At 41.7% G+C, this 25,656-nt stretch carries 20 protein-coding genes; 12 read left to right on the plus strand and 8 right to left on the minus strand.

Features of this window, described 5'->3' with window-relative positions:
- Window positions 1-186: 186 nt before the first annotated feature.
- A complete protein-coding gene (gene gltA, locus FTV52_RS05865) occupies window positions 187-1,461 on the minus strand; it encodes a citrate synthase (protein WP_004972202.1) in 1,275 nt (424 codons plus the stop codon).
- A 1,154-nt stretch (window positions 1,462-2,615) separates the two neighbouring features.
- Here gltA and sdhC point away from each other — a divergent pair.
- The 9 genes from sdhC to sucD all read left to right on the plus strand — a co-directional run bounded on the left by sdhC (window position 2,616) and on the right by sucD (window position 14,692).
- Entirely contained in the window at window positions 2,616-3,014 is a 399-nt protein-coding gene (sdhC, locus tag FTV52_RS05870) for a succinate dehydrogenase, cytochrome b556 subunit (RefSeq protein WP_026438062.1), read from the plus strand.
- Entirely contained in the window at window positions 3,014-3,379 is a 366-nt protein-coding gene (gene sdhD, locus FTV52_RS05875) for a succinate dehydrogenase, hydrophobic membrane anchor protein (protein ID WP_004972200.1), read from the plus strand. Before sdhC ends, sdhD begins: the two co-directional genes overlap by 1 nt.
- A 12-nt stretch (window positions 3,380-3,391) precedes the next feature.
- Window positions 3,392-5,290: an FAD-binding protein gene (locus tag FTV52_RS05880; RefSeq protein ID WP_004972199.1), complete on the plus strand. Its 1,899-nt coding sequence runs from the start codon at window positions 3,392-3,394 to the stop codon at window positions 5,288-5,290.
- 14 nt (window positions 5,291-5,304) lie between these two features.
- Window positions 5,305-6,015: a succinate dehydrogenase iron-sulfur subunit gene (locus FTV52_RS05885; RefSeq protein ID WP_004972196.1), complete on the plus strand. Its 711-nt coding sequence runs from the start codon at window positions 5,305-5,307 to the stop codon at window positions 6,013-6,015.
- Window positions 6,016-6,898: 883 nt separating this feature from the next.
- Window positions 6,899-9,721, plus strand: a complete 2,823-nt coding sequence (locus FTV52_RS05890; protein WP_179990217.1) for a 2-oxoglutarate dehydrogenase E1 component — start codon at window positions 6,899-6,901, stop codon at window positions 9,719-9,721.
- Between the two features lie 16 nt (window positions 9,722-9,737).
- The gene (gene odhB, locus FTV52_RS05895) at window positions 9,738-10,952 is read left to right on the plus strand and encodes a 2-oxoglutarate dehydrogenase complex dihydrolipoyllysine-residue succinyltransferase (protein WP_004972191.1); all 1,215 of its coding nucleotides are present in this window, start codon (window positions 9,738-9,740) and stop codon (window positions 10,950-10,952) included.
- Between the two features lie 60 nt (window positions 10,953-11,012).
- On the plus strand, window positions 11,013-12,446 hold the full coding sequence (lpdA, locus tag FTV52_RS05900) for a dihydrolipoyl dehydrogenase (protein WP_179989243.1): 1,434 nt from the start codon (window positions 11,013-11,015) through the stop codon (window positions 12,444-12,446).
- A 174-nt stretch (window positions 12,447-12,620) separates the two neighbouring features.
- Entirely contained in the window at window positions 12,621-13,787 is a 1,167-nt protein-coding gene (gene sucC, locus FTV52_RS05905) for an ADP-forming succinate--CoA ligase subunit beta (RefSeq protein WP_179988550.1), read from the plus strand.
- Window positions 13,788-13,798: 11 nt separating this feature from the next.
- A complete protein-coding gene (gene sucD / locus FTV52_RS05910; RefSeq protein WP_136144279.1) occupies window positions 13,799-14,692 on the plus strand; it encodes a succinate--CoA ligase subunit alpha in 894 nt (297 codons plus the stop codon).
- Window positions 14,693-15,283: 591 nt separating this feature from the next.
- On the opposite strand, the gene trpS is transcribed toward sucD, so the two are convergent.
- Complete coding sequence (gene trpS / locus FTV52_RS05915) at window positions 15,284-16,297, minus strand: tryptophan--tRNA ligase (protein ID WP_004972183.1); 1,014 nt, start codon at window positions 16,295-16,297, stop codon at window positions 15,284-15,286.
- Window positions 16,298-16,503: 206 nt separating this feature from the next.
- On the opposite strand from trpS, the gene FTV52_RS05920 reads away from it, so the two are divergent.
- The 3 genes from FTV52_RS05920 (at window position 16,504) to FTV52_RS05930 (ending at window position 18,790) form a co-directional block, all read left to right on the plus strand.
- On the plus strand, window positions 16,504-17,430 hold the full coding sequence (locus FTV52_RS05920; protein ID WP_004972181.1) for a DUF808 domain-containing protein: 927 nt from the start codon (window positions 16,504-16,506) through the stop codon (window positions 17,428-17,430).
- A 34-nt stretch (window positions 17,431-17,464) separates the two neighbouring features.
- Window positions 17,465-18,370 (plus strand): neutral zinc metallopeptidase, encoded by a 906-nt coding sequence (locus FTV52_RS05925; protein ID WP_104853154.1) that lies wholly within the window; start codon window positions 17,465-17,467, stop codon window positions 18,368-18,370.
- A gap of 84 nt (window positions 18,371-18,454) precedes the next feature.
- The gene (locus tag FTV52_RS05930) at window positions 18,455-18,790 is read left to right on the plus strand and encodes an MGMT family protein (RefSeq protein ID WP_004972177.1); all 336 of its coding nucleotides are present in this window, start codon (window positions 18,455-18,457) and stop codon (window positions 18,788-18,790) included.
- 155 nt (window positions 18,791-18,945) lie between these two features.
- Here FTV52_RS05930 and FTV52_RS05935 read toward each other — a convergent pair whose 3' ends face one another.
- The 6 genes from FTV52_RS05935 to carA all read right to left on the minus strand — a co-directional run bounded on the left by FTV52_RS05935 (window position 18,946) and on the right by carA (window position 25,620).
- Window positions 18,946-19,386 (minus strand): universal stress protein, encoded by a 441-nt coding sequence (locus FTV52_RS05935; RefSeq protein WP_019836772.1) that lies wholly within the window; start codon window positions 19,384-19,386, stop codon window positions 18,946-18,948.
- Window positions 19,387-19,575: 189 nt separating this feature from the next.
- The gene (locus FTV52_RS05940) at window positions 19,576-20,214 is read right to left on the minus strand and encodes a CatB-related O-acetyltransferase (protein ID WP_096901002.1); all 639 of its coding nucleotides are present in this window, start codon (window positions 20,212-20,214) and stop codon (window positions 19,576-19,578) included.
- Window positions 20,215-20,349: 135 nt separating this feature from the next.
- A complete protein-coding gene (locus tag FTV52_RS05945; protein WP_004972171.1) occupies window positions 20,350-20,562 on the minus strand; it encodes a hypothetical protein in 213 nt (70 codons plus the stop codon).
- Between the two features lie 113 nt (window positions 20,563-20,675).
- On the minus strand, window positions 20,676-21,152 hold the full coding sequence (gene greA / locus FTV52_RS05950; RefSeq protein WP_004972169.1) for a transcription elongation factor GreA: 477 nt from the start codon (window positions 21,150-21,152) through the stop codon (window positions 20,676-20,678).
- An 82-nt stretch (window positions 21,153-21,234) separates the two neighbouring features.
- A complete protein-coding gene (gene carB, locus FTV52_RS05955) occupies window positions 21,235-24,465 on the minus strand; it encodes a carbamoyl-phosphate synthase large subunit (RefSeq protein ID WP_004972166.1) in 3,231 nt (1,076 codons plus the stop codon).
- A 15-nt stretch (window positions 24,466-24,480) separates the two neighbouring features.
- On the minus strand, window positions 24,481-25,620 hold the full coding sequence (carA, locus tag FTV52_RS05960; protein WP_096901001.1) for a glutamine-hydrolyzing carbamoyl-phosphate synthase small subunit: 1,140 nt from the start codon (window positions 25,618-25,620) through the stop codon (window positions 24,481-24,483).
- Between the last annotated feature and the right edge of the window lie 36 nt (window positions 25,621-25,656).

A 25,656-nucleotide genomic window follows, 5' to 3' on the forward strand; every position in this document is an offset into this window, starting at 1 on the left:
CGTAAGTGGCAGACATCAAAAATATAGCCTAAATCCGCAATAATCTAAATTTTATTTTACGTTTTGGTTGTGGTTTAGGACAAACCAAACAGAAATGAGTTTGGTGAGCTAAATAAAAGCAATAAAAAAACCACCCGAAGGTGGTTTTTTTGTCGTGTCGTTTTACACGCTACAACGCAGACCGAATTAACGGTTGATGTCGCGTTGAGTGTGGCCAGTGTAAAGCTGACGAGGACGACCGATTTTGTAAGGACCGCTGTGCATTTCTAACCAGTGGCTGATCCAACCAACTGTACGTGCAAGTGCGAAAATTACAGTAAACATTTCTGTTGGGATACCAATCGCTTTAAGGATGATACCTGAGTAGAAGTCTACGTTAGGGTATAAGTTACGCTTGATGAAGTATTCATCAGATAACGCAATACGCTCAAGTTCCATTGCAAGAGCGAGTTGTGGATCGTTGATACCTAAGTCGTTAAGTACTTCGTCACAAGTTTGCTTCATTACAGTTGCACGTGGGTCATGGTTTTTATAAACGCGGTGACCAAAGCCCATAAGTTTAACTTCTTTAGTCTTCACTTTTTCCATGAACTCAGCAACGTGTTCTACAGAGCCGATTTCATCAAGCATCTTAAGAACAGCTTCGTTCGCACCACCGTGAGCAGGACCCCAAAGTGCAGAAATACCTGCAGAGATACATGCGTATGGGTTAGCGCCAGTAGAACCAGCTAAACGTACAGTTGAAGTAGACGCGTTTTGTTCGTGGTCAGCGTGAAGCGTGAAGATACGATCCATTGCGCGAGCGTGAACAGGGTTTACTTTGTAATCACGGTCTGCTGGAGTAGCAAACATCATGTACAAGAAGTTTTCTGCGTAGCTTAAGTCGTTACGTGGGTAAACAAATGGTTGACCAACAGTGTACTTGTAGCTCCAAGCCGCTAAAGTAGGAATCTTCGCGATTAAACGAATCGCTGTGATTTCACGGTGGTTAACATCTTCGATGTCTAAGTTGTTGTGATAGAACGCAGATAACGCACCAACAACACCTACCATGATTGCCATAGGGTGAGCGTCACGACGGAAACCGTTATAGAAACGTTTTACTTGGTCGTGAACCATAGTGTGGTTACGAACTTTAGCGTCAAAATCAGCTTTTTGTTCTGCAGTTGGAAGCTCGCCATTTAATAATAAGTAGCAAGTTTCTAAGTAGTCAGCTTTAGTCGCTAATTGGTCAATTGGGTAACCACGGTGTAAAAGAATACCTTTGTTACCATCAATGAACGTAATTTTAGACTCGCAAGACGCTGTTGCCATAAAACCAGGATCAAAAGTAAAGTGACCTGCCGCCAACACATCCTTAACGTCAATTACATCTGGGCCTAATGTGCCGCTGTAAATTGGTAATTCAATTTCTTTTCCATCAAGCTGTAATACGGCTTTTTTGCCAGTTGCTTCAGACATTCAATAGATCTCCTGTCCTGGTGAATGTTGATCTGACTCGAAGTATCAATCTTTTAATGCGCAAGTCAGACGGATTAAAAATTAGCTCTAAGATTAGAGAGTACTGAAATTTTGTCAATTATACTTATGGATTAAGCAGACGACTGTTTATAGAAAAAGTCGAAAAAATTCCAGTAAAAAATCAATAAAATCACAGCACAGCCGCCGTATCATAAGTCAAAATTTGTCGGATGTGCAGAAAAAAATCATCAATACGGATTAATTGTAAGCAATTTTAAATACTAGTTTTGATGTGCTATTTCTTTAGCAGGATTCAGTCCAATACTTAAATTTATCTAATTCTCATAACTTACACGTTTTTACATACATGGTAGGGTGGTCAGATTGTTTGTAATAGGCAGTAAGTCTGGTATTTAAATTCGATATTGATTGATCAAAAAATGACTGATTAAACTCCTGAAAATAGCCATGATCCATCATATTTTGAGTGGGAAATGATGAAATCTTTGTGAATAAAGCGCGGTTATTTATCCATACAGATACAAAAAATACTGGATAAGTCATTCATTCGCATGATGATTATCATTTTTAATATTTATTTAGGTGTGGTGTTTAAAGTAAATATAAGTTGTATAAATAGATTGAGGTATGTGCCGACATTAAAGTTTAATCCATGATCAGGTGTACCTTGACCAAAGCAAAGTGATGGGCTGTCTGGATCTAAGAGTCTTGTGTTGTGGTTGTAAATTGCTGCAAACAGTGGAGTACACACATATATAGTGCTGCTACTTATATATAAGTATGTGAAAACCCGAAGAACATCTGAAAAACAAAGTACAAATTTATCTTTAGTCTAAATATTCTAAAGCCACTGATTGTGTCATCAAGAGTTTTTACTTTAATAATTTATTTAAAAAACATGGATTTATGTTTGCTTGTGTGGTTATTGATGGCGAGTGGTTTGCTTTTATAATTGTTAATGATTCTTATTTAAAGGATTTTTAGCCAAAAAGCCGAGTAGAGTTGTTTGTATTTTAACAGTTGACGTTTTATAATTCAGTGTCGTTTTAAGGTTAGGCATGAATTTGCCTGACAATGCCAGCTTTCCTTCGAATTTATTCCAACAAACTCCGGATGGAGTTTTTACTTACAGGATGCCCGCTGTGAAAAGCAACAGACCTGTCAATTTGTCCATGGGTCAAGTTTTAGAAGTAAACTTAAAATCGCCCGTGGCTATTGCATCAATTCTACACCGTCTTTCTGGTGTCATCGTATTTTTACTCGTACCGGTACTTTTATGGTTGTTAGACAAGTCTTTGTCTTCACCTGAAGGTTTTGCTCAAGTTCAAGAAATTTTTAACGGTTTCTTTGTGCGCTTTATCGTATGGGTATTTGTAGCCGGCTTAATCTATCACTTCATTGCTGGTGTTAAGCACTTACTTGCTGACCTTGGTTTTGCAGAAGAACTGCAAAGTGGTCGCATTGCAGCTACTATTTCATTGATCTTGTCTGCTATCGGTATCGTTGCAGCATTTGTATGGATTGTAATCTAATGAAAAGTGCTACAGGTTTAACGGGTTCAGGTTCTCGCGATTGGTTTATCCAACGTATTAGTGCTGTTGTTCTTGCTGTTTATACCGTTGTGGTATTTGGTTGGATTCTTCTTAACGGTGGATTCAACTTTGAACAGTGGTACGGCTTTATGATGACATTACCAATGAAGATTATGTCTTTATTGGCAGTCTTATCTCTTGTTGCACATGCTTGGATCGGTATGTGGCAAGTATTCACTGACTATGTGACTACTCGTCAAATGGGTCCTTCAGCTTCAGGTTTACGCCTAGTGCTGACTTCAGCAGTGATTATTGCTGTTTTTGCATACGCAATCTGGGCAATCCAGATTTTCTGGGCGAATTGATAGGAAAATATCATGGGCGCGATTAACCCTAAAGAAGATTATACAAATATTCCACACCAATTCTTTGACGCAGTCATCGTTGGTGGTGGTGGTTCAGGTATGCGTGCATCTTACCAACTTGCTCAAGCAGGTTTGAAAGTTGCGGTATTGACCAAAGTATTCCCTACACGTTCACACACTGTTGCAGCGCAGGGTGGTATTGGTGCATCTCTTGGTAACATGCAAGAAGATAACTGGCACTACCACTTTTACGACACAGTAAAAGGTTCTGACTGGTTGGGCGACCAAGACGCGATTGAATTCATGACGCGTGAAGCGCCACAAGTGGTTTATGAATTAGAACACTTGGGTATGCCATTTGACCGTAACGCAGACGGTACAATTTACCAACGTCCATTCGGTGGTCACTCTGCAAACTACGGTGAAAAAGCGGTTCCACGTGCATGTGCTGCAGCTGACCGTACAGGTCACGCACTTCTTCACACGCTTTATCAAAGCAACGTGAAAATGGGTACTCAATTCTTCGTAGAATGGATTGCTCTTGATTTGATCCGTAACGAAGCTGGCGATGTACTAGGTGTGACTGCAATTGACCAAGAAACAGGTAAAATTGCAGTATTCCAAGCGAAAGCGACATTGTTTGCTACAGGTGGTGCAGGTCGTGTGTACCGTGCATCTACAAACGCATATATCAATACTGGTGACGGTCTTGGTATGGCTGCGCGTGCAGGTATTCCATTACAAGATATGGAATTCTGGCAGTTCCACCCAACAGGTGTTGCGGGCGCGGGCGTATTGTTAACGGAAGGCTGTCGTGGTGAGGGGGGTATCCTTCGTAACGATTCAGGCGAGCCGTTCATGGAGCGTTATGCACCAACTTTGAAAGACTTGGCGCCACGTGACTTCGTATCACGTTCTATGGACCAAGAAATTAAAGAAGGTCGTGGTTGTGGTCCAAACAAAGACTACATCTTGCTTGATATGACGCACTTAGGTGCAGACACAATCATGAAGCGTCTTCCATCTGTATTTGAGATTGGTAAGAAATTCGCGAACGTTGACTGTACTAAAGAGCCAATTCCTGTTGTTCCTACAATCCATTACCAAATGGGTGGTATTCCAACCAATATTCATGGTCAAGTGGTTGTTCCAGAAAGCCGTGAAACTCAAGAGTTGGTTGCGAACTACAACGCAGAAACTGATACATATACAACCAACGCGGGTGACCGTGACTTTGCTAAACCAGTAAAAGGTTTCTATGCAATTGGTGAGTGTTCATGTGTATCTGTACACGGTGCAAACCGTTTAGGTACAAACTCATTGCTTGACTTGGTTGTATTTGGTAAAGCTGCGGGTCAACACATCATTGAGTATGTGACTAAGCAACACGATGGTGAGTACGAACCACTTCCAACAACTGTACTTGAAAACACTGTGAACCGTATTCGTAAACTTGACGAATCGACTTCAGGTGAAAACGCTCAAGAAGTTGCTGATGCAATTCGTAACATCGTTCAAGACCACGCAGGTGTATTCCGTACTTCAGCATTGCTTGATGAAGGTGTGAAACAAATTCTTGCGCTTGAGCCACGTGTTCGCAACATTCATTTGAAAGACAAATCTAAAGTATTCAACACTGCGCGTGTAGAAGCATTAGAAGTTGAAAACTTGTATGAAGTTGCTAAAGCGACACTAATCTCAGCTGCTGCACGTAAAGAATGTCGTGGTGCGCATACGGTTGTAGACTTTGAGTTACCACCAGATCACCCAACTTATTCTTATGGTCGTCGTGATGATGAGTGGATGAAGCATACTTTATGGTTCTCTACAGATAACCGTCTTGAGTACAAACCAGTACGTTACAAGCCGCTTACTGTAGCTGCTATTCCACCTAAACCACGTACATTCTAATTGGGAGAAGTAAGATGAGTAGAGGTACTCGTACATTTAATATCTACCGCTACGATCCTGATAAGGATAAAGCACCGTACATGCAAACTTTTAAGCTTGAATTGACTGATAAGCACCGTATGTTGCTTGATGCACTTCTTGAATTGAAAGTACAAGACGAATCTTTGACATTCCGTCGTTCATGTCGTGAAGGTATTTGTGGTTCTGATGGTGTAAACATCAATGGTAAAAACGGTTTAGCGTGCCTTTGGAACCTAAACGATTTACCAGAAGTGATCACAATTCGTCCGCTTCCAGGTCTTCCTGTAATTAAAGACTTGGTTGTAGACATGAATCAGTTCTACGATCAGTACAACAAGATTCATCCGTTCTTGATCAACAACCAACCTGCGCCACCAAAAGAGCGTTTACAATCTCAAGAAGAGCGTGAGCATCTTGATGGTTTGTATGAATGTATTCTTTGTGCATGTTGTTCAACTTCATGCCCATCATTCTGGTGGAACCCAGACAAGTTCTTGGGTCCTTCAGCGTTGTTGAATGCATATCGTTTCATTATCGATTCGCGTGATACTGCAACTCAAGAGCGTTTGGCTCGTCTTGACGATCCATTCTCTTTGTTCCGTTGTAAAGGTATTATGAACTGTGTATCTGTATGTCCTAAAGGCTTGAACCCAACTAAAGCAATCGGTCACATCCGTAACATGCTTTTAGATATGGCTGGCTAATAGACTGCGTGATCAGTTGAAAAAAGCACACCTAGGTGTGCTTTTTTTTGTGCCAAAATTACGATAAAAGTCGTGTGATAAGTTGCTTGTTTTTGATGAGTACATAAATGAAAAATGTTGCATGCAAAGAAGTGATTAAAAAGTGAGTATTTGATATTTTTTAGGTATAACTGTTGGATAAATAGACAAAAACAGCATTTAGCCGACTAAAGTTGCACACAATTGTAATTCAGTGCTGCTATTTTGTTGTAAAGCATGGGCAAATGCCAAGTTTAGCTGCAATATTTATTTTTAGATGTTATCATGTAACGTGTAAGTGAGAGGGCAGATTGAGAGATGTGCTCTCTTTTATTTTATCTGAAATAGCGGTGTTGGACTTTGGTCTAAATTGCATCTGTTTTTTAAATAAAGCACCATATGTTAGATGAAAATAGAATCAGTGTATTTCGCCAATTTATAGGAGGTATGTGTCAAAAAAATCAATTGCATTTCTGAGATCATGTTACGATTAACAAATGACTATATCTGAAAAATGTTGAATTTTTGTACATTTTATCAACATTTTAAGTGCAAATGATGTGTTATTAAATCAGGACTATTGCAGAAAAGTCGTATTAGAAAAGCTAAGACTGAGCACTTATTTTTTCTAAAACGATTTTGCAAAAAATTGCTCGGCTTGGGTCGAGTATATAAATGAGTGATGATGCCAATGAGGGCGTTATGATTCATAAATGACATTGGGTTTTCCTAATGTAGTGATAACGCCTCATGACATATGTCAACTGGGGACTAATGTCATGTTACCAATTTGACATTATCAATCATGGGTTTTGCTTAAAAAGCATCCTGGAAAATGTTTTTGCAATAGGAAATGGGTCCACAAATGCAAGAAGTTGCTGACGCACTGCGTCTTGACACTGAACTTTCCGCTGATAGTGCAGCGTATATTGAAGAACTTTACGAGCATTATTTGACGTCACCGGAATCAGTCGGTGCTGATTGGCGCGAATATTTCGATAAATTCCCGAAGGGTGATCAACCACACAGTAATGTACGTGAGCAATTCCTTTTATTAGGTCGTAATTCAAATCGCGTTCAAGCCATTGTTCAAGGTTCAGTGAGTTCTGAACATGAACAACGTCAAATTGGCGTGTTGCAACTGATTGCTGCTTACCGTAACCGTGGTCACCAAAAAGCAAAATTAGATCCACTAGGTTTGGCAAAACGTGAAGACGTGCCAGATCTTGATCTTGCTGCACATGGTTTAACCAAGTCTGATTTAGATACTGTTTTCCATACAGGTAATTTGGAAATTGGTAAGTCTGAAGCAACACTAGGCGAAATGGTTGATGCCATGCAGGCGATCTACTGCGGTTCAATTGGTGCAGAATACATGCACATTGTTGATACCAAAGAAAGACGCTGGATTCAACAACGCTTAGAAAGCGCACGTGGTAAGTTCACATTTACTGCAGATCAAAAGAAACACGTTCTTGAACGCTTAACAGCAGCTGAGGGTCTAGAAAAATATCTAGGTAATAAATACGTTGGTGCGAAACGCTTTGGTGTAGAAGGCGGTGAATCATTTATCCCGATGGTGAATGAAATCATTCAACGTGCGGGTGCTGTTGGCTGTAAAGAAGTCGTGATTGGCATGCCACACCGTGGTCGTTTGAACCTGCTTGTGAACATCATGGGTAAAAACCCTGCAGACCTATTTGGTGAGTTCGAAGGTAAGAGCTTGCATAAAAAAGGTTCTGGCGACGTAAAATATCACCAAGGTTTCTCATCTAACGTGATGACTCCGGGTGGTGAAGTGCACTTGGCACTTGCGTTTAACCCATCGCACTTAGAAATTGTTGGACCTGTGGTTGAAGGTTCTGTACGTGCGCGCCAAGTACGTCGTAAAGACATTGGTGGTGATGATGTATTGCCATTAATCGTTCACGGTGATGCCGCATTCGCAGGTCAAGGTGTTAACCAAGAAACCTTCCAAATGTCACAAACTCGCGGTTATACCGTAGGTGGTACAGTTCACATTGTGATTAACAACCAAGTTGGTTTCACAACATCTGACCCACGTGACGCACGTTCTACTGAATACTGCACTGACATTGCAAAAATGATTCAGGCGCCAATTTTCCACGTGAATGGCGATGATCCTGAAGCGGTGATTTTTGTATCTCAATTGGCACACGATTTCCGTCATACATTCCGTAAAGACGTTGTGATTGATTTGTTCTGCTACCGTCGTCGTGGTCACAACGAAGCGGATGAACCTGCAGCAACTCAGCCAATGATGTATCAAGTGATCAACAAAAAGACCACTACACGTACTTTGTATGCTGACCAATTGGTGCAAGAAGGCGTGTTGGATCGTGCAGCAGCAGATCAAATGATTGAAGATTACCGCGCAGATTTAGAAGCGGGTAATCACGTTGCGAACGCATTGGTACTTGAGCCAAATACTAAAATGTTTGTAGATTGGTCGCCATACTTGGGTCACGACTATACAGACGTTTGGGATACAACTTTCCCTATCGAGCGTTTGAAAGAACTTGGTCAAACCATGCGTAAACTTCCAGAAGGTTTCGTGATGCAGCGCCAAGTTGCCAAAGTGATTGACGATCGCTTGAAAATGCAAACAGGTGAAATGCCACTAAACTGGGGTGCAGCTGAAACTTTAGCTTACGCATCTTTGTTGGATGAGGGTTACCTTGTTCGTTTGACTGGTGAAGACGTTGGTCGTGGTACTTTCTCGCACCGTCATGCAAAACTGCATAACCAAGTCGATGGTAAAACTTATATTCCACTTTGCCACATCAAAGAGAACCAACCACGCGTTGCAATCTACGACTCATTATTGTCTGAAATGGCAGTATTGGCATTTGAATATGGTTATGCGACGACCCTTCCAAAGAGCTTGATTATTTGGGAAGCACAATTCGGTGACTTTGCCAACTGTGCTCAAGTGGTAATCGACCAGTTCATTTCATCTGGCGAAACCAAGTGGGAGCGTGTGTGTGGTTTAACGATGCTTCTTCCACACGGTTTTGAAGGTCAAGGTCCTGAGCACTCATCTGCACGTTTAGAGCGTTTCTTACAGCTTTGTGCGGAAGAAAACATGCAAGTGATTACACCAACAACACCTGCACAGATTTTCCACGCTTTACGTCGTCAGGCGATTCGTCCAATCCGTAAGCCAATGATCATCATGTCGCCGAAGTCTTTACTTCGTCACAAGTTAGCAGTGTCTAACCTTGATGAGCTTGCAACTGGTACATTCCAGACTGTGATTGATGAAATTGACAACATCAACAAATCAGACGTGACGCGTTTGGTATTGTGTGGTGGTAAAGTGTATTACGACTTGCTTGAAAAGCGTCGTGAATTAGAATTGAACAATACTGCAATTGTTCGTATTGAACAGTTGTACCCATATCCAGAACAACGTCTTGCTGAAGTTCTTGCTTCTTATCCAAACGTAAAAGAATTAGTTTGGACTCAAGAAGAGCCGAAGAACCAAGGTGCTTGGTTATTCATCGCGCCACGTTTATATGATGACGTAATGAAAACTGGTAAACAGATTCGCATTAGTTATGCGGGTCGTGAAGCATCTGCAGCACCAGCGTGTGGTTCACCATATTTGCATGCAAAACAACAAGCTCAGCTCATCAATGACGCGCTTGCGATCGTAGCTGAATAACAGGAGATTCGAAGTAATGGCAACCGAAATTAAAGCACCGGTATTTCCAGAGTCAGTTGCAGACGGTACGATTGCAACTTGGCACAAACAACCAGGTGAAGCAGTTTCACGTGATGAGGTGATCTGTGATATTGAAACCGATAAAGTTGTTTTGGAAGTAGTCGCTCCTGCTGATGGCACAATCTCTGCAATCATCAAAAACGAAGGCGATACAGTTCTTTCTGACGAAGTAATTGCTCAATTTGAAGCGGGTGCTGTTTCTGGCGCTGCTCAAACTCAAGCAGTTCAGTCTGAAGCACAAGTAGAGCAAGCTGCGGCGAAAACTGAAGCAGGTGCTGCACCAGTTGTTGAGCGTGCACAACCAGTTGCTGACCAAGCACCAGCAGTACGTAAAGCGTTGACTGAAACAGGTATCAATGCTGCAGACGTTTCTGGTACAGGTCGTGGTGGTCGTATCACTAAAGAAGATGTTGCAAATCATCAAGCTAAACCTGCTGCTGCAGCTGCGCCATTAAGCGTTGCGGTAGGTGAGCGTATCGAGAAACGTGTTCCTATGACACGTTTACGTAAGCGTGTTGCAGAGCGTTTACTTGCAGCGACTCAAGAAACTGCAATGTTGACAACATTCAACGAAGTGAACATGAAGCCAATCATGGAAATGCGTGCACAATACAAAGACGCATTTGAAAAACGTCATGGTGCACGTTTAGGCTTTATGTCTTTCTTCGTGAAAGCTGCAACTGAAGCATTGAAACGTTACCCAGCAGTAAACGCTTCTATTGATGGCGAAGACATCGTATATCACGGTTACTACGACATCGGTGTTGCGGTTTCTTCTGACCGTGGTTTAGTGGTTCCTGTATTACGTGATACAGACCGCATGAACTACGCTGAAGTAGAAAACGGTATTCGTGACTATGCTTATAAAGCACGTGACGGTAAGCTAGGTATTGAAGATATGACTGGCGGTACATTCACCATTACTAACGGTGGTACTTTCGGTTCATTGTTATCTACACCAATTCTAAACACGCCACAAACTGCAATTTTGGGCATGCACAAAATCCAAGAGCGTCCTATGGCGGTTAATGGCCAAGTAGAAATCTTGCCAATGATGTACTTAGCGCTTTCTTATGACCACCGTTTAATTGATGGTAAAGAAGCTGTAGGTTTCCTTGTAACAATCAAAGAATTGTTAGAAGAACCAGCTAAACTCATCCTTGACCTTTAATTCTAAAGAATAAATCAGTGGGCTTGGAGCGATCCTCTAAGCCCATTTTTGGAGATAAAAATGTCTCAACAATTTGATCTTGTTGTTATTGGCGGTGGCCCAGGTGGTTATGAAGCGGCAATTCGTGCTGCACAACTTGGTTTTAAAGTTGCGTGTATCGAAAAACGTATTCATAAAGGCAAACCATCTTTAGGTGGTACATGCTTAAACGTGGGTTGTATCCCATCTAAAGCATTGCTTGATTCTTCACATCGTTATGAAGATACAGTGCATCACTTGGCTGATCACGGTATCACCACAGGCGAAGTACAGTTTGACCTTGCAAAACTTTTAGCACGAAAAGACAAAATCGTTGACCAATTGACTGGCGGTATTGATCAGTTATTAAAAGGTAACGGTATTGAGTGGTTAAAAGGTACAGGTAAATTACTTGCTGGCAAGAAAGTTGAGTTCGTTTCTCACGAAGGTGAAACTCAGGTTCTAGAGCCTAAATATGTCATTCTTGCGACAGGTTCTGTACCAGTTAACATTCCTGTAGCGCCAGTAGATCAAGACCTGATTGTTGATTCAACAGGTGCACTTGAGTTCGCTGAAGTACCTAAGCGTTTAGGTGTGATTGGTGCAGGTGTCATTGGTCTTGAGCTTGGTTCAGTATGGCGTCGTTTGGGTGCAGAAGTTGTAGTATTTGAAGCAATGGATGCATTCTTACCAATGGCTGACAAAGCATTGGCTAAAGACTACCAAAAACTGTTGACTAAGCAAGGTATGGACATCCGTATCGGTGCAAAAGTTGCAGGTACTGAAATTAACGGTCGTGAAGTGACTGTTAAATATACCCAAGGCGGCGAAGACAAAGAACAAACTTTTGACAAGTTAATCGTTTGTGTAGGTCGTCGTGCTTATGCAGAAGGCTTATTGGCTGATGACTGTGGTATTAAACTGACTGAACGTGGTTTAGTTGAAGTGAACGATTGGTGTGCAACTTCTGTTGAAGGTGTATATGCAATTGGTGACTTGGTGCGTGGTCCAATGCTTGCACATAAAGCAATGGAAGAAGGCGTGATGGCTGTTGAGCGTATTCATGGCCATGCTGCACAAGTGAACTACGACACCATCATTTCAGTGATTTACACACACCCTGAAGCGGCGTGGGTAGGTTTAACTGAAGAGCAAGCCAAAGAAAAAGGTCATGAAGTGAAAACTGGTCAATTCGGTTTCGCTGTAAATGGTCGTGCTTTAGCTGCTGGTGAAGGTGCAGGCTTTGTGAAGTTTGTAGCAGATGCAAAAACAGATCGTCTATTGGGCATGCATGTAATTGGCCCTGCAGCGTCTGACATTGTTCACCAAGGTATGATTGCCCTTGAATTTGTATCTTCAGTTGAAGATTTACAATTAATGACATTTGGTCATCCAACTTTCTCTGAAGTAGTGCATGAAGCTGCTTTAGCGGTGGATGGGCGTGCGATTCACGCGATTCAGCGTAAACGCAAATAACACTAAAAAGAGCGGCTTAGGCCGCTCTTTTTACATTTGATGGTTGTGTTTGTGGGAATAATCATCTAAAAATAAAGAGCATAGAAAATAGCACCACCATGGAAGACCAAGATCAAACCCAGATTTGATGCGGGTGGTGAGAACTGAATAAAAGAAGTAGTAAAAGGTTAGTCAATGAATCTACATGAGTATCAAGCAAAAGCGCTATTAAAAAAATATGGTATGCCAGTACAAGAAGGCATTTTGGCAACTACAGCCGTAGAAGCCGTGCAAGCTTTCGAGCAACTGGGCGGTAAATTTGCGGTGATGAAAGCTCAGGTGCATGCAGGTGGTCGCGGTAAAGCGGGCGGCGTGAAGGTCGTAAAATCTGCACAAGAAGCAGCAGACTATGCCAACCAAATTCTAGGAACACGTTTGGTCACCTATCAAACCGATGCCTATGGTCAGCCTGTAAACAGTATTTTAGTGGCTGAAGATGTTTATCCTGTAGAGCGTGAACTGTATTTGGGTGCAGTGGTAGATCGTTCTAGCCGTCGCGTCACTTTTATGGCATCTACTGAAGGTGGTGTTGAAATTGAGAAAGTGGCAGAAGAAACCCCAGAAAAAATTATTAAAGTAGAAGTTGATCCTTTAGTGGGTTTATTGCCATTTCAGGCACGTGAAGTGGCTTTTGCATTAAAACTCAAAGACAGTCAAATCACGCAGTTTGTGAAGATTATGACAGCGGCTTATCAGGCATTTATCGACAATGATTTTGCCTTATTTGAAATTAACCCATTGTCTGTACGTGAAAATGGTGAGATTTTATGTGTCGATGCCAAAGTCGGTATTGATTCCAATGCGCTGTATCGTTTGCCAGAAGTCTTGGCACTGCGCGATAAAACACAAGAAAACGAACGTGAATTGCGTGCATCAGAATTTGACCTGAACTATGTTGCTTTAGAAGGTAATATCGGTTGTATGGTGAATGGTGCAGGTTTAGCGATGGCGACTATGGATATTATTAAACTCTATGGTGGTCAGCCTGCGAACTTCTTGGATGTAGGTGGTGGTGCAACCAAAGAACGCGTAATTGAAGCCTTTAAAATTATTTTGGCAGATCACTCGGTTAAAGGCGTACTGATTAATATTTTTGGTGGAATTGTACGTTGTGACATGATTGCGGAAGCAATTATTGCAGCGGTTCAGGAAGTAAATGTGACGGTACCTGTAGTGGTTCGCCTAGAAGGGAACAACTCGGAACTTGGTGCAAAATTACTCGATGAATCAGGATTAAAACTTATTTCTGCAAACGGCTTGTCTGATGCCGCAGAAAAAATTGTTGCTGCAGTGAAAGCTTAAGGAGAATCAGGATGAGCGTATTAATTAATAAAGACACCAAAGTATTGGTACAAGGTTTCACTGGTAAAAATGGTACTTTTCACTCAGCACAAGCACTTGATTATGGAACTAAAGTGGTGGGTGGGGTAACGCCAGGAAAAGGTGGTCAAACCCATTTGGAATTACCTGTATTTAACACCATGAAAGAAGCTGTACGTGAAACAGGTGCAGATGCATCGGTGATTTATGTGCCTGCACCGTTTGTTTTAGATTCGATTGTAGAAGCAGTCGATTCAGGCGTGGGTTTGATTGTGGTGATTACGGAAGGTGTGCCAACCATCGACATGCTCAAAGCCAAGCGTTATTTAGAAACCAATGGCAATGGTACACGTTTGGTGGGACCAAACTGCCCAGGTGTGATTACACCAGGTGAATGTAAAATTGGCATCATGCCAGGGCATATTCATCAACCAGGACGAATTGGCATTATTTCACGTTCAGGTACTTTGACCTATGAAGCTGTGGCACAAACCACCAAATTAGGCTTAGGGCAATCGACCTGTATCGGGATTGGTGGTGACCCAATTCCAGGTATGAACCAAATTGATGCTTTAAAATTGTTCCAAGACGACCCAGACACCGATGCGATTGTTATGATTGGTGAAATTGGTGGTACGGCAGAAGAAGAAGCTGCGGAATATATCCAGTCGAATGTTAGCAAACCTGTGGTGGGTTATATTGCAGGAGTGACAGCACCTAAAGGTAAGCGTATGGGACATGCGGGTGCAATTATTTCAGGCGGTAAAGGCACTGCGGAAGAAAAATTTGCAGCCTTTGAGCGTGCTGGAATTGCTTATACGCGTAGCCCTGCTGAATTGGGTTCTACCATGTGGCAAGTATTAAAAGATCAAGGTTTGCTTAAATAACAAATTTTGAAGATCTTGATTTTATTCAGTACTCAATCCCCAATTTTGGGGATTTTTTATGTTGAAAAATTAGCCACATTTGAGAGATAAAGTATATGATAAGAGTTAATTTGGTATTGCTTTGTTGCATAAATATGTAAGCATCTGATTTAAATAAATTTAATTTTGTATCAAAAAATAATCAAAACTTTTAAATCATATAGTTATGAAATCTTTGTGCGACAAAGCCGTTCAAGTAGTTTTTGCATCTCGGGAAATTATTTTTATTGTTGTACAAGCTGTATAAACAGCTGATTCAAATAAAAAAAATACGCAATGATTGGGGTGATCATTGCGTATGAAAAACGAATCTGCTTTCACAGCTTCGATAACGGAGAAATGTTATGAAATTAGGATTGCTCCTAAAGCATGTAAGTATACTAAACTGAGAATGAATACTATTCCGCAGTATTCAGGTTACGTGATGTTAAATCACGTAAGTAATAAGTGTTTTTTGTGAGTCGAGTCAGCTTGTGTTGATTTTTCACTCAAATAAAAAGTCTCTTATTCATGTGAATAAGAGGCTTTAAAATATTTGTATCTACAAAATGCTTAGAAGCGGAATACACCCAAGCCAGCTTTCACTTCATCTAAAGTTTGCTGGGTAATATCACGGCATTTGTCGGTGCCTGTTTTCAAAATATCCATAATGTAGTCAGGATCTTTAGCAAGTTCGATACGACGTTCACGGATCGGCCCAATCAATTCTTTTAGAATGCCTTCCAAACGCTTTTTCACCGTACCATCGCCCAAACCACCACGACGATAATGCGCTTTCAGTTCTTCAAGTTCTTCTTTGTTGGTATCGAAGGCATCTAAATAAGTAAATACTACGTTGCCTTCAACCTGACCTGGGTCTTCGATACGCAGGTGATTTGGGTCGGTGTACATTGCATTGACAGCTTTTTTAATGTCTTTGTCTGTGGCATCTAACACAATGGTATTGCCCAGTGATTTTGACATTTTCGCTTTACCATCAAAACCAGGTAAACGTCCGACATTTGACAACAATGCCTGACATTCAGGTAGCAAGTCATGACCAATTTGACGATTCACCCGACGCACAATTTCATTGGTCTGTTCAATCATTGGAATTTGGTCTTCACCTACAGGAACGACCGTTGCTTTAAATGCAGTAATATCGGCTGCTTGAGCTACAGGGTAGCACAGGAAACCTGCAGGAATATCACGCTCAAAACCACGCATCTGAATTTCAGATTTAATGGTTGGGTTACGCTCCAAACGTGCCACAGTCACGAAGTTTAAATACAACATGGTGAGTTCGTTTAATGCAGGCAGGCAAGATTGCACGCAAATGGTGGTTTTTGTTGGATCAATCCCCACCGCTAAATAATCGGTTGCTACCTCAATAATATTACGACGGACTTTTTCAAAGTTATCGGCATTGTCAGTTAAGGCTTGAGCATCGGCAAGTAACAGGTGTTGATGATGTGAGTCTTGTAAACCTACACGTGAACGTAAAGAACCCACAAAGTGACCTAAATGTAGTTGTCCAGTTGGACGATCGCCTGTCAAAATCACAGGACGATTATCTTGATTACTCATTTTTTATTCCAAGTCGTATCTACGACATCTATGTACCGATGAATTGCTACATTGTAAGGCATAACATTTTTCAATGTCACTTCCTTAAGTGAGTTGAATAGAATTTACTGTAAAAAATTTTGCTGTAAAAATTAATGAAGTAAATACAGACCCTATATAAATTCAGTTTTAAAATAACTTGAAAATCATATAAGGATAACAACGCAATGGCGAGCAGCTTATTACTTTTATTAGATGACATTGCAACAGTTTTAGATGATGTGGCAGTTATGAGCAAAATGGCTGCAAAAAAAACCGCAGGGGTTTTGGGCGATGATTTGGCGTTGAATGCGCAGCAAGTCAGTGGTGTACGTGCAGAGCGTGAGTTGCCTGTGGTATGGCGTGTGGCTAAAGGTTCATTCATCAATAAGCTAATTTTAGTACCGCTCGCGTTATTAATTAGTGTCGTTGCGCCGTGGTTAATCAATCCTTTATTGGTGGTTGGTGGTCTATTTTTAAGTTATGAAGGTGTGGAAAAAATCATGCACACCTTACAACACAAAAAAGCCCAAACGGCTAAAGAAGCGCAACTTGAGCTAATTCAAACTGAGCAAGACCTTGCGGCTTATGAAACCGAAAAAATTAAAGGTGCTGTGCGTACTGACTTTATTTTATCGGCGGAAATTGTGGTGATTTCTTTGGGGACTGTGGCTGCGGCAGGCTTTCTAACCAAAGTGACAGTATTAAGTTTAATTGCGATTGCCATGACGGTGGGTGTCTATGGGTTCGTTGCGTTAATTGTCAAAATTGATGACATTGGTTTATACCTCACAGAACAAGCTGCCAATTTTAAACAACGTATTGGGAGTGGTTTACTGGCATTTGCTCCAATTTTAATGAAGACTTTATCTGTGGTGGGTACTGCAGCGATGTTCTTGGTTGGTGGAGGAATTATCAATCATGCTATTCCTTTTGTGCACCATTTCACAGAAGATACGGTAGAGTATGTACAAGACATCCCAACGATGGGCAGTATTGTAGGTTCAGTCACGCCAATGTTGATGAACCTTGTCGTGGGTATTTTGGCAGGCATCTTGGTGGTGATTGTGGTCGCACTTGTTCAAAAAGTGTGGTCAAAGTCTAAATCGGCTTAATCTATTATCAGAGTTTAAGAGAAGGATAAGAATAATGCGTTGGAAAGGTCGTCGAGTTAGCACGAATGTAGAAGACCGCCGTGGTGGCGGTGGAGCAAAAGCGGGCGGTATCAGTATTTTGGGCTTAGTGGTGGCCTTTGTTGCATGGAAGTTCTTTGGCATCGATCCGCAATCGGCTTATCAAGCGACCAAGCAAGTCACCTCACATGCGCAAAGTGCTGAAACTAAAGGTTTAGATAATCCAACTCCTGAACAACAAGAGGCGATGGAGTTTGTGGGCACTGTTTTGGCCGATACAGAAGATACGTGGTCACAAGTGTTTCAGCAGCAGTTAAATAGCCAATATATACCACCTAAACTGGTGTTATTTACAGGTGTGGTCAATTCTGGCTGTGGTACGGCACAATCGGCAATGGGGCCATTTTATTGTCCTGCCGATCAAAAAGTATATATTGATACTTCATTCTTCCAAGCCATGCGTCAGCAAATGGGCATTGGTGGTGAACAAAATCAGACTGAATTAAGCCGAAATGATCAGGCGGGCGATTTTGCTCAAGCCTATGTGGTGGCGCATGAAGTTGGTCATCATATTCAGACCATTTTAGGGATTTCAGAACAAGTGCATAAAGCACGTCAGCAAGTCAGCGAAGTACAGGGTAATCAGCTTTCGGTACGTCAGGAATTACAAGCGGACTGTTTATCGGGAGTGTGGGCGCATCATAACCATCAACGTACTCAATTCCTCGAACAAGGTGATATTGAAGAAGCAATGGATGCGGCACATAAAATTGGCGATGACTATTTACAAAAACGTGCACGTGGGCAAGTCGTGCCTGATAGCTTTACGCATGGTACCAGTGCACAGCGCGTACAATGGTTCCAGACTGGCTTAAAATCAGGCTTGATCAGTGATTGTGATACATTCAATGCCGCAATTTAACTGACTTAAAAATCAAGTTTTATAAACAAAAGGAGTGCTGCCAGTCGCTCCTTTTTTATAGGCTAAATGAATGCGAGTGGATAGATGCAAACAACGTTAAGCCGTAAACCGAGTGATGAATTAGCACACATGATTTTGAACGTGGTGTGTTTGATTCCAGCAGGTCAGGTTGCGACCTATGGGCAAGTGGCACGCCTAGCGGGTCTGCCCAAACATGCACGTTTGGTCGGTTATGTCCTCAGGCATTTATCGGCAGAACATACTGTGCCGTGGCATCGGGTGATTAATGCGCAAGGAAAAATTAGCCTAAGCAAACTAAACGCCCAAGGAGAAAATATACAAACTTTAAAATTACAGGAAGAAGGGATTGTGGTAATTGCAGAAAAGGTGAATTTAAAACAATACCAATGGCAGAATTAAACTGAGCTGCTAAATCGAGCGTTTAATATTGAGATATGGTGATACTGAGAAAATTTGCTGAATAGAGTGCTGCAAATAAAAATTTTAGAACAAACAAAGAAATCTAAATGAGAGGGGAAGTTCCTCACTTCCGTAGAAATGAGGAACACGCAATCTTATTGACGTACAACCAATACAGGTGTTGTACCTTCACTTAGGATGCTTTGCGCAACGCTACCTAAGAATAATTTTTTCAAGCCAGTGCGGCCATGTGAACCAATCACGATAAGGTCAGCATTTAACTCTTTTGCAGCATTGGTAATTTCGCGTGCAATGACTTGACCTTCAAGTAGTTTAGTTTCAGCTTCAACACCTTGTTCAGTGAATTTTTGCTTTGCTTCTTCTAAAGTTTTTACGATAGAAGCGCGAGCGCGTTCAATCAAGTCATTGGTTTGGTTTGCAGTGATGTATTCTGCAGCAATATACGGGTCAAGTGTAAGTACTTGTACCACAGTGATTTTACTACCAAATGCTTTTGCAAGTTCAGCAGCTTTTGCAACAGCGGCAAAAGAAGTTTCAGAACCGTCCACTGGTACGAGGATGTTTTGGTAAGCCATGAGTGTTTCTCCTTATTGTAATTTCAATACTTTAATAAAATATTCGCTCTGAGTCCTGTCTTATCTTACGCTGAATTCATATAGAATAAAACCCAGTAATTTCATAAAGATAATTGAGTGCTGTAAGTCCTTATTTCACCTTAATTTAGCATGAAATTATGAAGCTGTGCTTTCAATTCAACTAAAGTTTTAGTCATTTTTTGTTTGCGTGTTTGTCAAAAAATCGATCAGTTGATTGACATCATTACTCTGCAATTGTTCGCGGATTTTCAGTAAATATTTTTCATCAAAATCATACAGTTTTAGCGCCAAAAGTTGAGCAATCTCTGTTTCACTAAAGCGGTATTTAATTACTTTGGCAGGCACACCTGCCACAATAGCGTAAGGCGGTACATCTTGCGTAACCACTGCACCTGTCGCCACAATTGCACCTTCGCCTAGTTCAACACCTTGCATAATCATGGCGCGACTGCCAATCCAGCAGCCATCGCCAATTGTGGTATCACCTGCCGCAACAAAACTGCGAGTATCAAACGGAAAAGCCGAAACCCAGTCACTGCGATGCAATTGATTGCCACCCATCATAATCACGCATTCCGCACCAAAACAGACAAAATTGCCAATATGTAATTGATCAATTGGCTTGTCTGCTGTTGCAGGTTTGTCATGTAAATAACGCACCACACAACGTTCAAAACCCTGATCCCAATAGGCTGAATAATAAGAGTAATTGCCTTTGATGTGGATGTTGGGGTTTTTCACAGTTTTGGAGATGAACTCAAATTCGCACCAGTGTTTAACAGGGGAATTAATCAGCGTTTCGGACATCGTTTTTTCGTGTGGAGAGATGAGGGGATTATATCTGAAATTTTGAACCTCTCCCTAGCCCTTTCCTAGAAGGAGAGGGAATGTTCAAAATATTAGTTGACCACTACACTTTAGTGATTTGAAAGCTTAAAGTATCTATCTTAAAAAATTCCACAAATACATAAAAACATTTTTAACACTGTTTGGAAATAAGAATCCCCAAATAGCAAAAAAGAGTGATGATGCCAATACGATACTGACAGGACTGGTTTGTGTATTGATAAAGAGTCCCCAGACTGGAATTAAAATCAGTCCTAACACAGCCCCAGAAAGCGCATAAACAAATGCATGAATGATGCGATTTTCCATCTTATTTTCCTCTATTTTTATCGCAGTATAATCTATAAGCTCGGCTGTATGATTTATAGGCAATAAAAAACCCCTCAAAGAGGGGCATCGCGTGTAGTCATCTTTATTAAAACTTAAAGATATTCTACATTCACAATTTCATATTCCACTTCGCCTTGCGGAGTGACAATTTTGGCTTCATCGCCTTCATTTTTGCCCAACAAACCGCGTGCAATAGGCGAATTCACTGAAATTTTATTGATTTTAAAATCAGCTTCATCATCACCTACAATTTTGTAGGTTTTTTGCTCTTCGGTGTCTAGGTTTTCAATGGTCACAGTCACACCAAAAACCACACGTCCGTTTTGTTCCAATTCTTTAACATCAATTACTTGGCAAGCGCCTAATTTACCTTCGATGTCTTGGATACGACCTTCGCAGAAACCTTGCTGTTCACGTGCGGCATGGTATTCAGCATTTTCTTTTAAATCGCCATGTTCACGCGCTTCTGCAATCGCTGCAGTAATACGTGGACGTTCAACCGATTTAAGTTGTTGTAATTCTTGCTCTAAAGCGTGTTTACCTTCAGGCGTCATAGGATAACGTTGCATGTTGTCCCTCTTTAAAAATATTGAAGTCTATAAATGAAAAAAGCCCGCCACCCGAAAGGTGACGGGACTTTATTGAAATGTATTAACCTACAGTAAGATCTTGCAGGCGATATACATCCATTGGTAATTTAATCGCTAAGGCTTGGCATACAGCATCTGCGCCATTCAAGGTCGTGGTGTAATACACTTTACCTTGCAATGCAGAACGACGGATTGAGAATGAATCCTGCTGAGCTTGTTTGCCTTCAGAAGTATTGATGATGAGGTGAATCTCACCATTTTTCAAGCGGTCTACAATGTGTGGGCGACCTTCAGTCACTTTATTCACACGTTCACACTCAATACCTGCATCGGTGATGACTTTATGCGTACCACCCGTTGCAACAAGTTTGAAGCCAAAATCAGCCAATTGTTTTGCAATACGCGCCACATGCGGTTTATCTGACTCACGTACAGATAAGAATGCATGTTTTACTTCGCCTTCAGTTGGGATTCCTGGTAAGCGATCATTCGAGCCTAACACAGCTTTATAGAATGCTTCACCAAAAGTTTTGCCCACACCCATCACTTCACCTGTAGATTTCATCTCAGGCCCAAGCACAGGGTCTACACCAGGGAACTTGTTGAATGGGAACACAGCTTCTTTCACAGAGAAGTGTTGCGGAATAATTTCTTTAGTAAAGCCTTGTGCTTCTAAAGATTGACCTGCCATACAACGTGCTGCAACTTTAGCCAATGATTCGCCAATACACTTAGAAACGAACGGAACAGTACGTGATGCACGTGGGTTCACTTCCAAGATATAAACGTCATTGCCTTTCACTGCAAACTGTACGTTCATTAGACCAATAACGCCCAACTCTTTTGCCATTGCAACAGTTTGACGACGCATTTCGTCCTGTACTTCATCTGACAATGAATAAGGTGGAATTGAACATGCTGAGTCGCCAGAGTGAATACCTGCTTGTTCGATGTGCTGCATAATACCGCCAATCACCACATCTTTACCGTCAGATACGCAGTCTACGTCAACTTCAATCGCATCATCCAAGAAACGGTCTAACAGTACAGGTGCATCGTTAGATGCTTGAACTGCATCACGCAAGTAGCGTTTCAATTCTTCTTCGTTATACACGATTTCCATTGCACGACCACCCAATACATAAGATGGACGAACAACGAGCGGGTAACCCACTTTCGCTGCTTCTGCGATACCTTCTTCAGCAGATTTTACAATGCTGTTGTTAGGCTGACGCAATTGCAGACGTTGAATCATTTGCTGGAAACGCTCACGGTCTTCTGCACGGTCAATTGCATCTGGTGATGTACCAATAATTGGCGCACCTGCCTCTTCTAAAGCGCGTGCCAATTTCAATGGAGTTTGACCACCGTACTGTACGATAATGCCTTTTGGCTTTTCAGTACGTACGATTTCAAGTACATCTTCCAAAGTAATTGGTTCAAAGTACAAACGGTCTGAAGTGTCGTAATCGGTAGATACTGTTTCAGGGTTACAGTTCACCATGATGGTCTCAAAACCATCTTCACGCATTGCAAGCGCAGCGTGTACACAGCAGTAATCGAATTCGATACCTTGACCAATACGGTTTGGACCACCGCCAATCACCATGATCTTGTCTTTCGCTGAAGGATTTGATTCACACTCTTCATCGTAAGTTGAATACATATATGCTGTGTCAGATTCAAACTCTGCAGCACAGGTATCCACACGTTTGTAAACTGGGGTTACGCCCAAGTTCCAACGGTGTTTACGGAATTGCTTTTGTGAAATTCCCATCAAGTTCGCAATACGCAAGTCAGATAAACCTTTACGTTTGAACGAACGGATGTTGTCAGCGTTTAGATCGCCAAAACCTAAAGTTTTGATTTCATTTTCAGTGTTAACGATGTCTTGAATTTGAATTAAGAACCAACGGTCAATTTTGGTCGCTTCAAAAACTTCGTCCAAGCTAAAGCCGTGACGGAATGCGTCTGCCACGTACCAAATACGCTCAGGACCTGGAACTTTCAATTCAACTAAAATCTTGTCGCGTGCGCCTTCAGCACCCACTTCAATTTGTTCGTCAAAACCACAAGCGCCAGTTTCTAAACCACGAAGGGCTTTGTTTACAGATTCTTGGAAGTTACGACCAATCGCCATGACTTCACCTACAGATTTCATCTGCGTGGTTAAAGTCGCGTCTGCTTGAGGGAACTTTTCAAAGTTGAAACGTGGAACTTTAGTGACAACGTAGTCAATTGATGGTTCAAATGCCGCAGGAGTGGTACCGCCTGTGATGTCATTTTTCAGTTCATCAAGGGTATAACCCACAGCCAATTTCGCTGCAACTTTTGCAATTGGGAAACCAGTGGCTTTAGATGCAAGTGCAGATGAACGAGATACACGTGGATTCATCTCAATCACAACCATACGACCAGTATTCGGGCAAATACCGAACTGAACGTTAGAACCACCTGTTTCTACACCAATTTCACGCAGTACTGCTAAAGATGCATTACGCATCAATTGGTATTCTTTGTCCGTCAAAGTTTGCGCAGGAGCAACGGTGATTGAGTCACCAGTGTGCACGCCCATTGGGTCAAAGTTTTCGATTGAACATACGATGATACAGTTGTCGTTTTTATCACGTACAACTTCCATCTCATATTCTTTCCAACCAATAAGTGATTCATCAATCAATAATTGTTTGGTTGGAGAAAGATCGAAACCGCGTTCACAGATTTCAAGGAATTCTTCTTTGTTATATGCGATACCGCCACCAGAACCACCCATGGTGAATGATGGACGAATAATCACAGGGAAGCCAAAGCGAGATTGAATCTCAAGTGCTTCTTCCATAGATTCAGCAATTGCTGCTTTTGGACACTCAAGACCAATTTTGCGCATTGCTTCATCAAACAATTTACGGTCTTCGGCTTTTTCAATCGCGTCTTTGGTTGCACCAATTAATTCAACATTGTATTTGGCTAAAATACCGTTGGCATCTAATGCAAGCGCACAGTTCAATGCAGTTTGACCACCCATGGTCGGAAGTACTGCATCTGGACGTTCTTTTTCAATGATTGCTGCAACAGTCTGCCAAGTGATTGGCTCGATATAAGTTGCATCTGCCATTGCAGGGTCAGTCATGATGGTCGCAGGGTTCGAGTTTACCAAAATAACGCGGTAACCTTCTTCACGCAGCGCTTTACATGCTTGAGCACCAGAATAGTCAAACTCACAAGCCTGACCAATAACAATAGGACCAGCACCAATAATTAAGATGCTTTTAATATCCGTACGTTTAGGCATTATTTCGCTCCTTAATTACTTCTTAGCGGCTTCAATAAGTTCGATGAAATGATCGAACAAGAGTGCGCAGTCATGTGGACCTGAACTTGCTTCTGGGTGACCTTGGAAGCTAAATGCAGGCTTGTCTGTACGATGAATACCTTGGTTTGTGCCATCGAACAATGAACGATGCGTTGAACATACATTGCTTGGTAAGGTGCTTTCATCTACCGCGAAGCCGTGGTTCTGAGAAGTAATCATCACTGTACCAGTTTCTAAGTTCTGTACAGGATGGTTTGCGCCGTGGTGACCGTGCGGCATTTTCATTGTTTTTGCACCTGATGCAAGTGCAAGAATTTGGTGACCTAAACAGATACCAAATACAGGAATATTCGTGGTTTCTACAATTGTTTTTACAGCTTCAATTGCGTAGTCACATGCAGCAGGATCGCCAGGGCCATTTGACAAGAAAATGCCATCTGGGTTTAACGCAAGGACTTTTTCAGCAGGGGTTTGTGCAGGAACAACGGTTAATTTGCAACCGCGGTCTGCGAGCATACGCAGGATGTTGGTTTTGACACCGTAATCGTATGCAACCACATGATATTTAAGTTCAGGTTGAGTAAAGCCTTTGCCAAGTTCCCATGAACCTTCAGTCCATTCAAAACCTTCAGGGTCGCAGCATACTTTTGCAAGATCTAAGCCGTTTAAGCCGCCAAATGCACGTGCTTTTGCAATTGCTTCTTCTTCAGTGATATTTTCACCAGCAAGAATACAACCGTTTTGCGCACCTTTGGAACGTAAAATACGGGTCAATTTACGGGTATCAATATCGGCAATTGCAACAACATTGTGTTGTTGTAAGTATTCGCCTAAAGATTGAGTAGAACGGAAGTTACTGTGTAATAAAGGCAAATCACGGATAATTAAACCGTTTGCCCATACTTTATGAATTCGACCTGACTCAACATCTTCATCATTGCAACCAGTGTTCCCAATATGTGGGTAAGTTAAAGTCACAAGTTGTTGTGCATAACTCGGGTCGGTCAAAATTTCTTGATAGCCAGTCATGGCAGTGTTAAAAACGACTTCACCAGTCGTGCTTCCCGTTGCACCGATAGACGTACCTTTAAAGATTGTACCGTCGGCGAGGGCTAAAATGGCGGGGGTGCTCAAACCAAAGCTCCTGAACTAAAACCACAAAAATAGGGC

Source organism: Acinetobacter sp. YH1901141 (assembly GCF_013416935.1).
Taxonomy (GTDB): domain Bacteria; phylum Pseudomonadota; class Gammaproteobacteria; order Pseudomonadales; family Moraxellaceae; genus Acinetobacter; species Acinetobacter towneri.

Bases quoted from the DNA above. Each gene is read 5' to 3' on its own strand.
- gltA (WP_004972202.1), bottom strand. From the start codon at position 1,461: ATGTCTGAAGCAACTGGCAAAAAAGCCGTATTACAGCTTGATGGAAAA.
- sdhC (WP_026438062.1), top strand. From the start codon at position 2,616: ATGCCCGCTGTGAAAAGCAACAGACCTGTCAATTTGTCCATGGGTCAA.
- sdhD (WP_004972200.1), top strand. From the start codon at position 3,014: ATGAAAAGTGCTACAGGTTTAACGGGTTCAGGTTCTCGCGATTGGTTT.
- FTV52_RS05880 (WP_004972199.1), top strand. From the start codon at position 3,392: ATGGGCGCGATTAACCCTAAAGAAGATTATACAAATATTCCACACCAA.
- FTV52_RS05885 (WP_004972196.1), top strand. From the start codon at position 5,305: ATGAGTAGAGGTACTCGTACATTTAATATCTACCGCTACGATCCTGAT.
- FTV52_RS05890 (WP_179990217.1), top strand. From the start codon at position 6,899: ATGCAAGAAGTTGCTGACGCACTGCGTCTTGACACTGAACTTTCCGCT.
- odhB (WP_004972191.1), top strand. From the start codon at position 9,738: ATGGCAACCGAAATTAAAGCACCGGTATTTCCAGAGTCAGTTGCAGAC.
- lpdA (WP_179989243.1), top strand. From the start codon at position 11,013: ATGTCTCAACAATTTGATCTTGTTGTTATTGGCGGTGGCCCAGGTGGT.
- sucC (WP_179988550.1), top strand. From the start codon at position 12,621: ATGAATCTACATGAGTATCAAGCAAAAGCGCTATTAAAAAAATATGGT.
- sucD (WP_136144279.1), top strand. From the start codon at position 13,799: ATGAGCGTATTAATTAATAAAGACACCAAAGTATTGGTACAAGGTTTC.
- trpS (WP_004972183.1), bottom strand. From the start codon at position 16,297: ATGAGTAATCAAGATAATCGTCCTGTGATTTTGACAGGCGATCGTCCA.
- FTV52_RS05920 (WP_004972181.1), top strand. From the start codon at position 16,504: ATGGCGAGCAGCTTATTACTTTTATTAGATGACATTGCAACAGTTTTA.
- FTV52_RS05925 (WP_104853154.1), top strand. From the start codon at position 17,465: ATGCGTTGGAAAGGTCGTCGAGTTAGCACGAATGTAGAAGACCGCCGT.
- FTV52_RS05930 (WP_004972177.1), top strand. From the start codon at position 18,455: ATGCAAACAACGTTAAGCCGTAAACCGAGTGATGAATTAGCACACATG.
- FTV52_RS05935 (WP_019836772.1), bottom strand. From the start codon at position 19,386: ATGGCTTACCAAAACATCCTCGTACCAGTGGACGGTTCTGAAACTTCT.
- FTV52_RS05940 (WP_096901002.1), bottom strand. From the start codon at position 20,214: ATGTCCGAAACGCTGATTAATTCCCCTGTTAAACACTGGTGCGAATTT.
- FTV52_RS05945 (WP_004972171.1), bottom strand. From the start codon at position 20,562: ATGGAAAATCGCATCATTCATGCATTTGTTTATGCGCTTTCTGGGGCT.
- greA (WP_004972169.1), bottom strand. From the start codon at position 21,152: ATGCAACGTTATCCTATGACGCCTGAAGGTAAACACGCTTTAGAGCAA.
- carB (WP_004972166.1), bottom strand. From the start codon at position 24,465: ATGCCTAAACGTACGGATATTAAAAGCATCTTAATTATTGGTGCTGGT.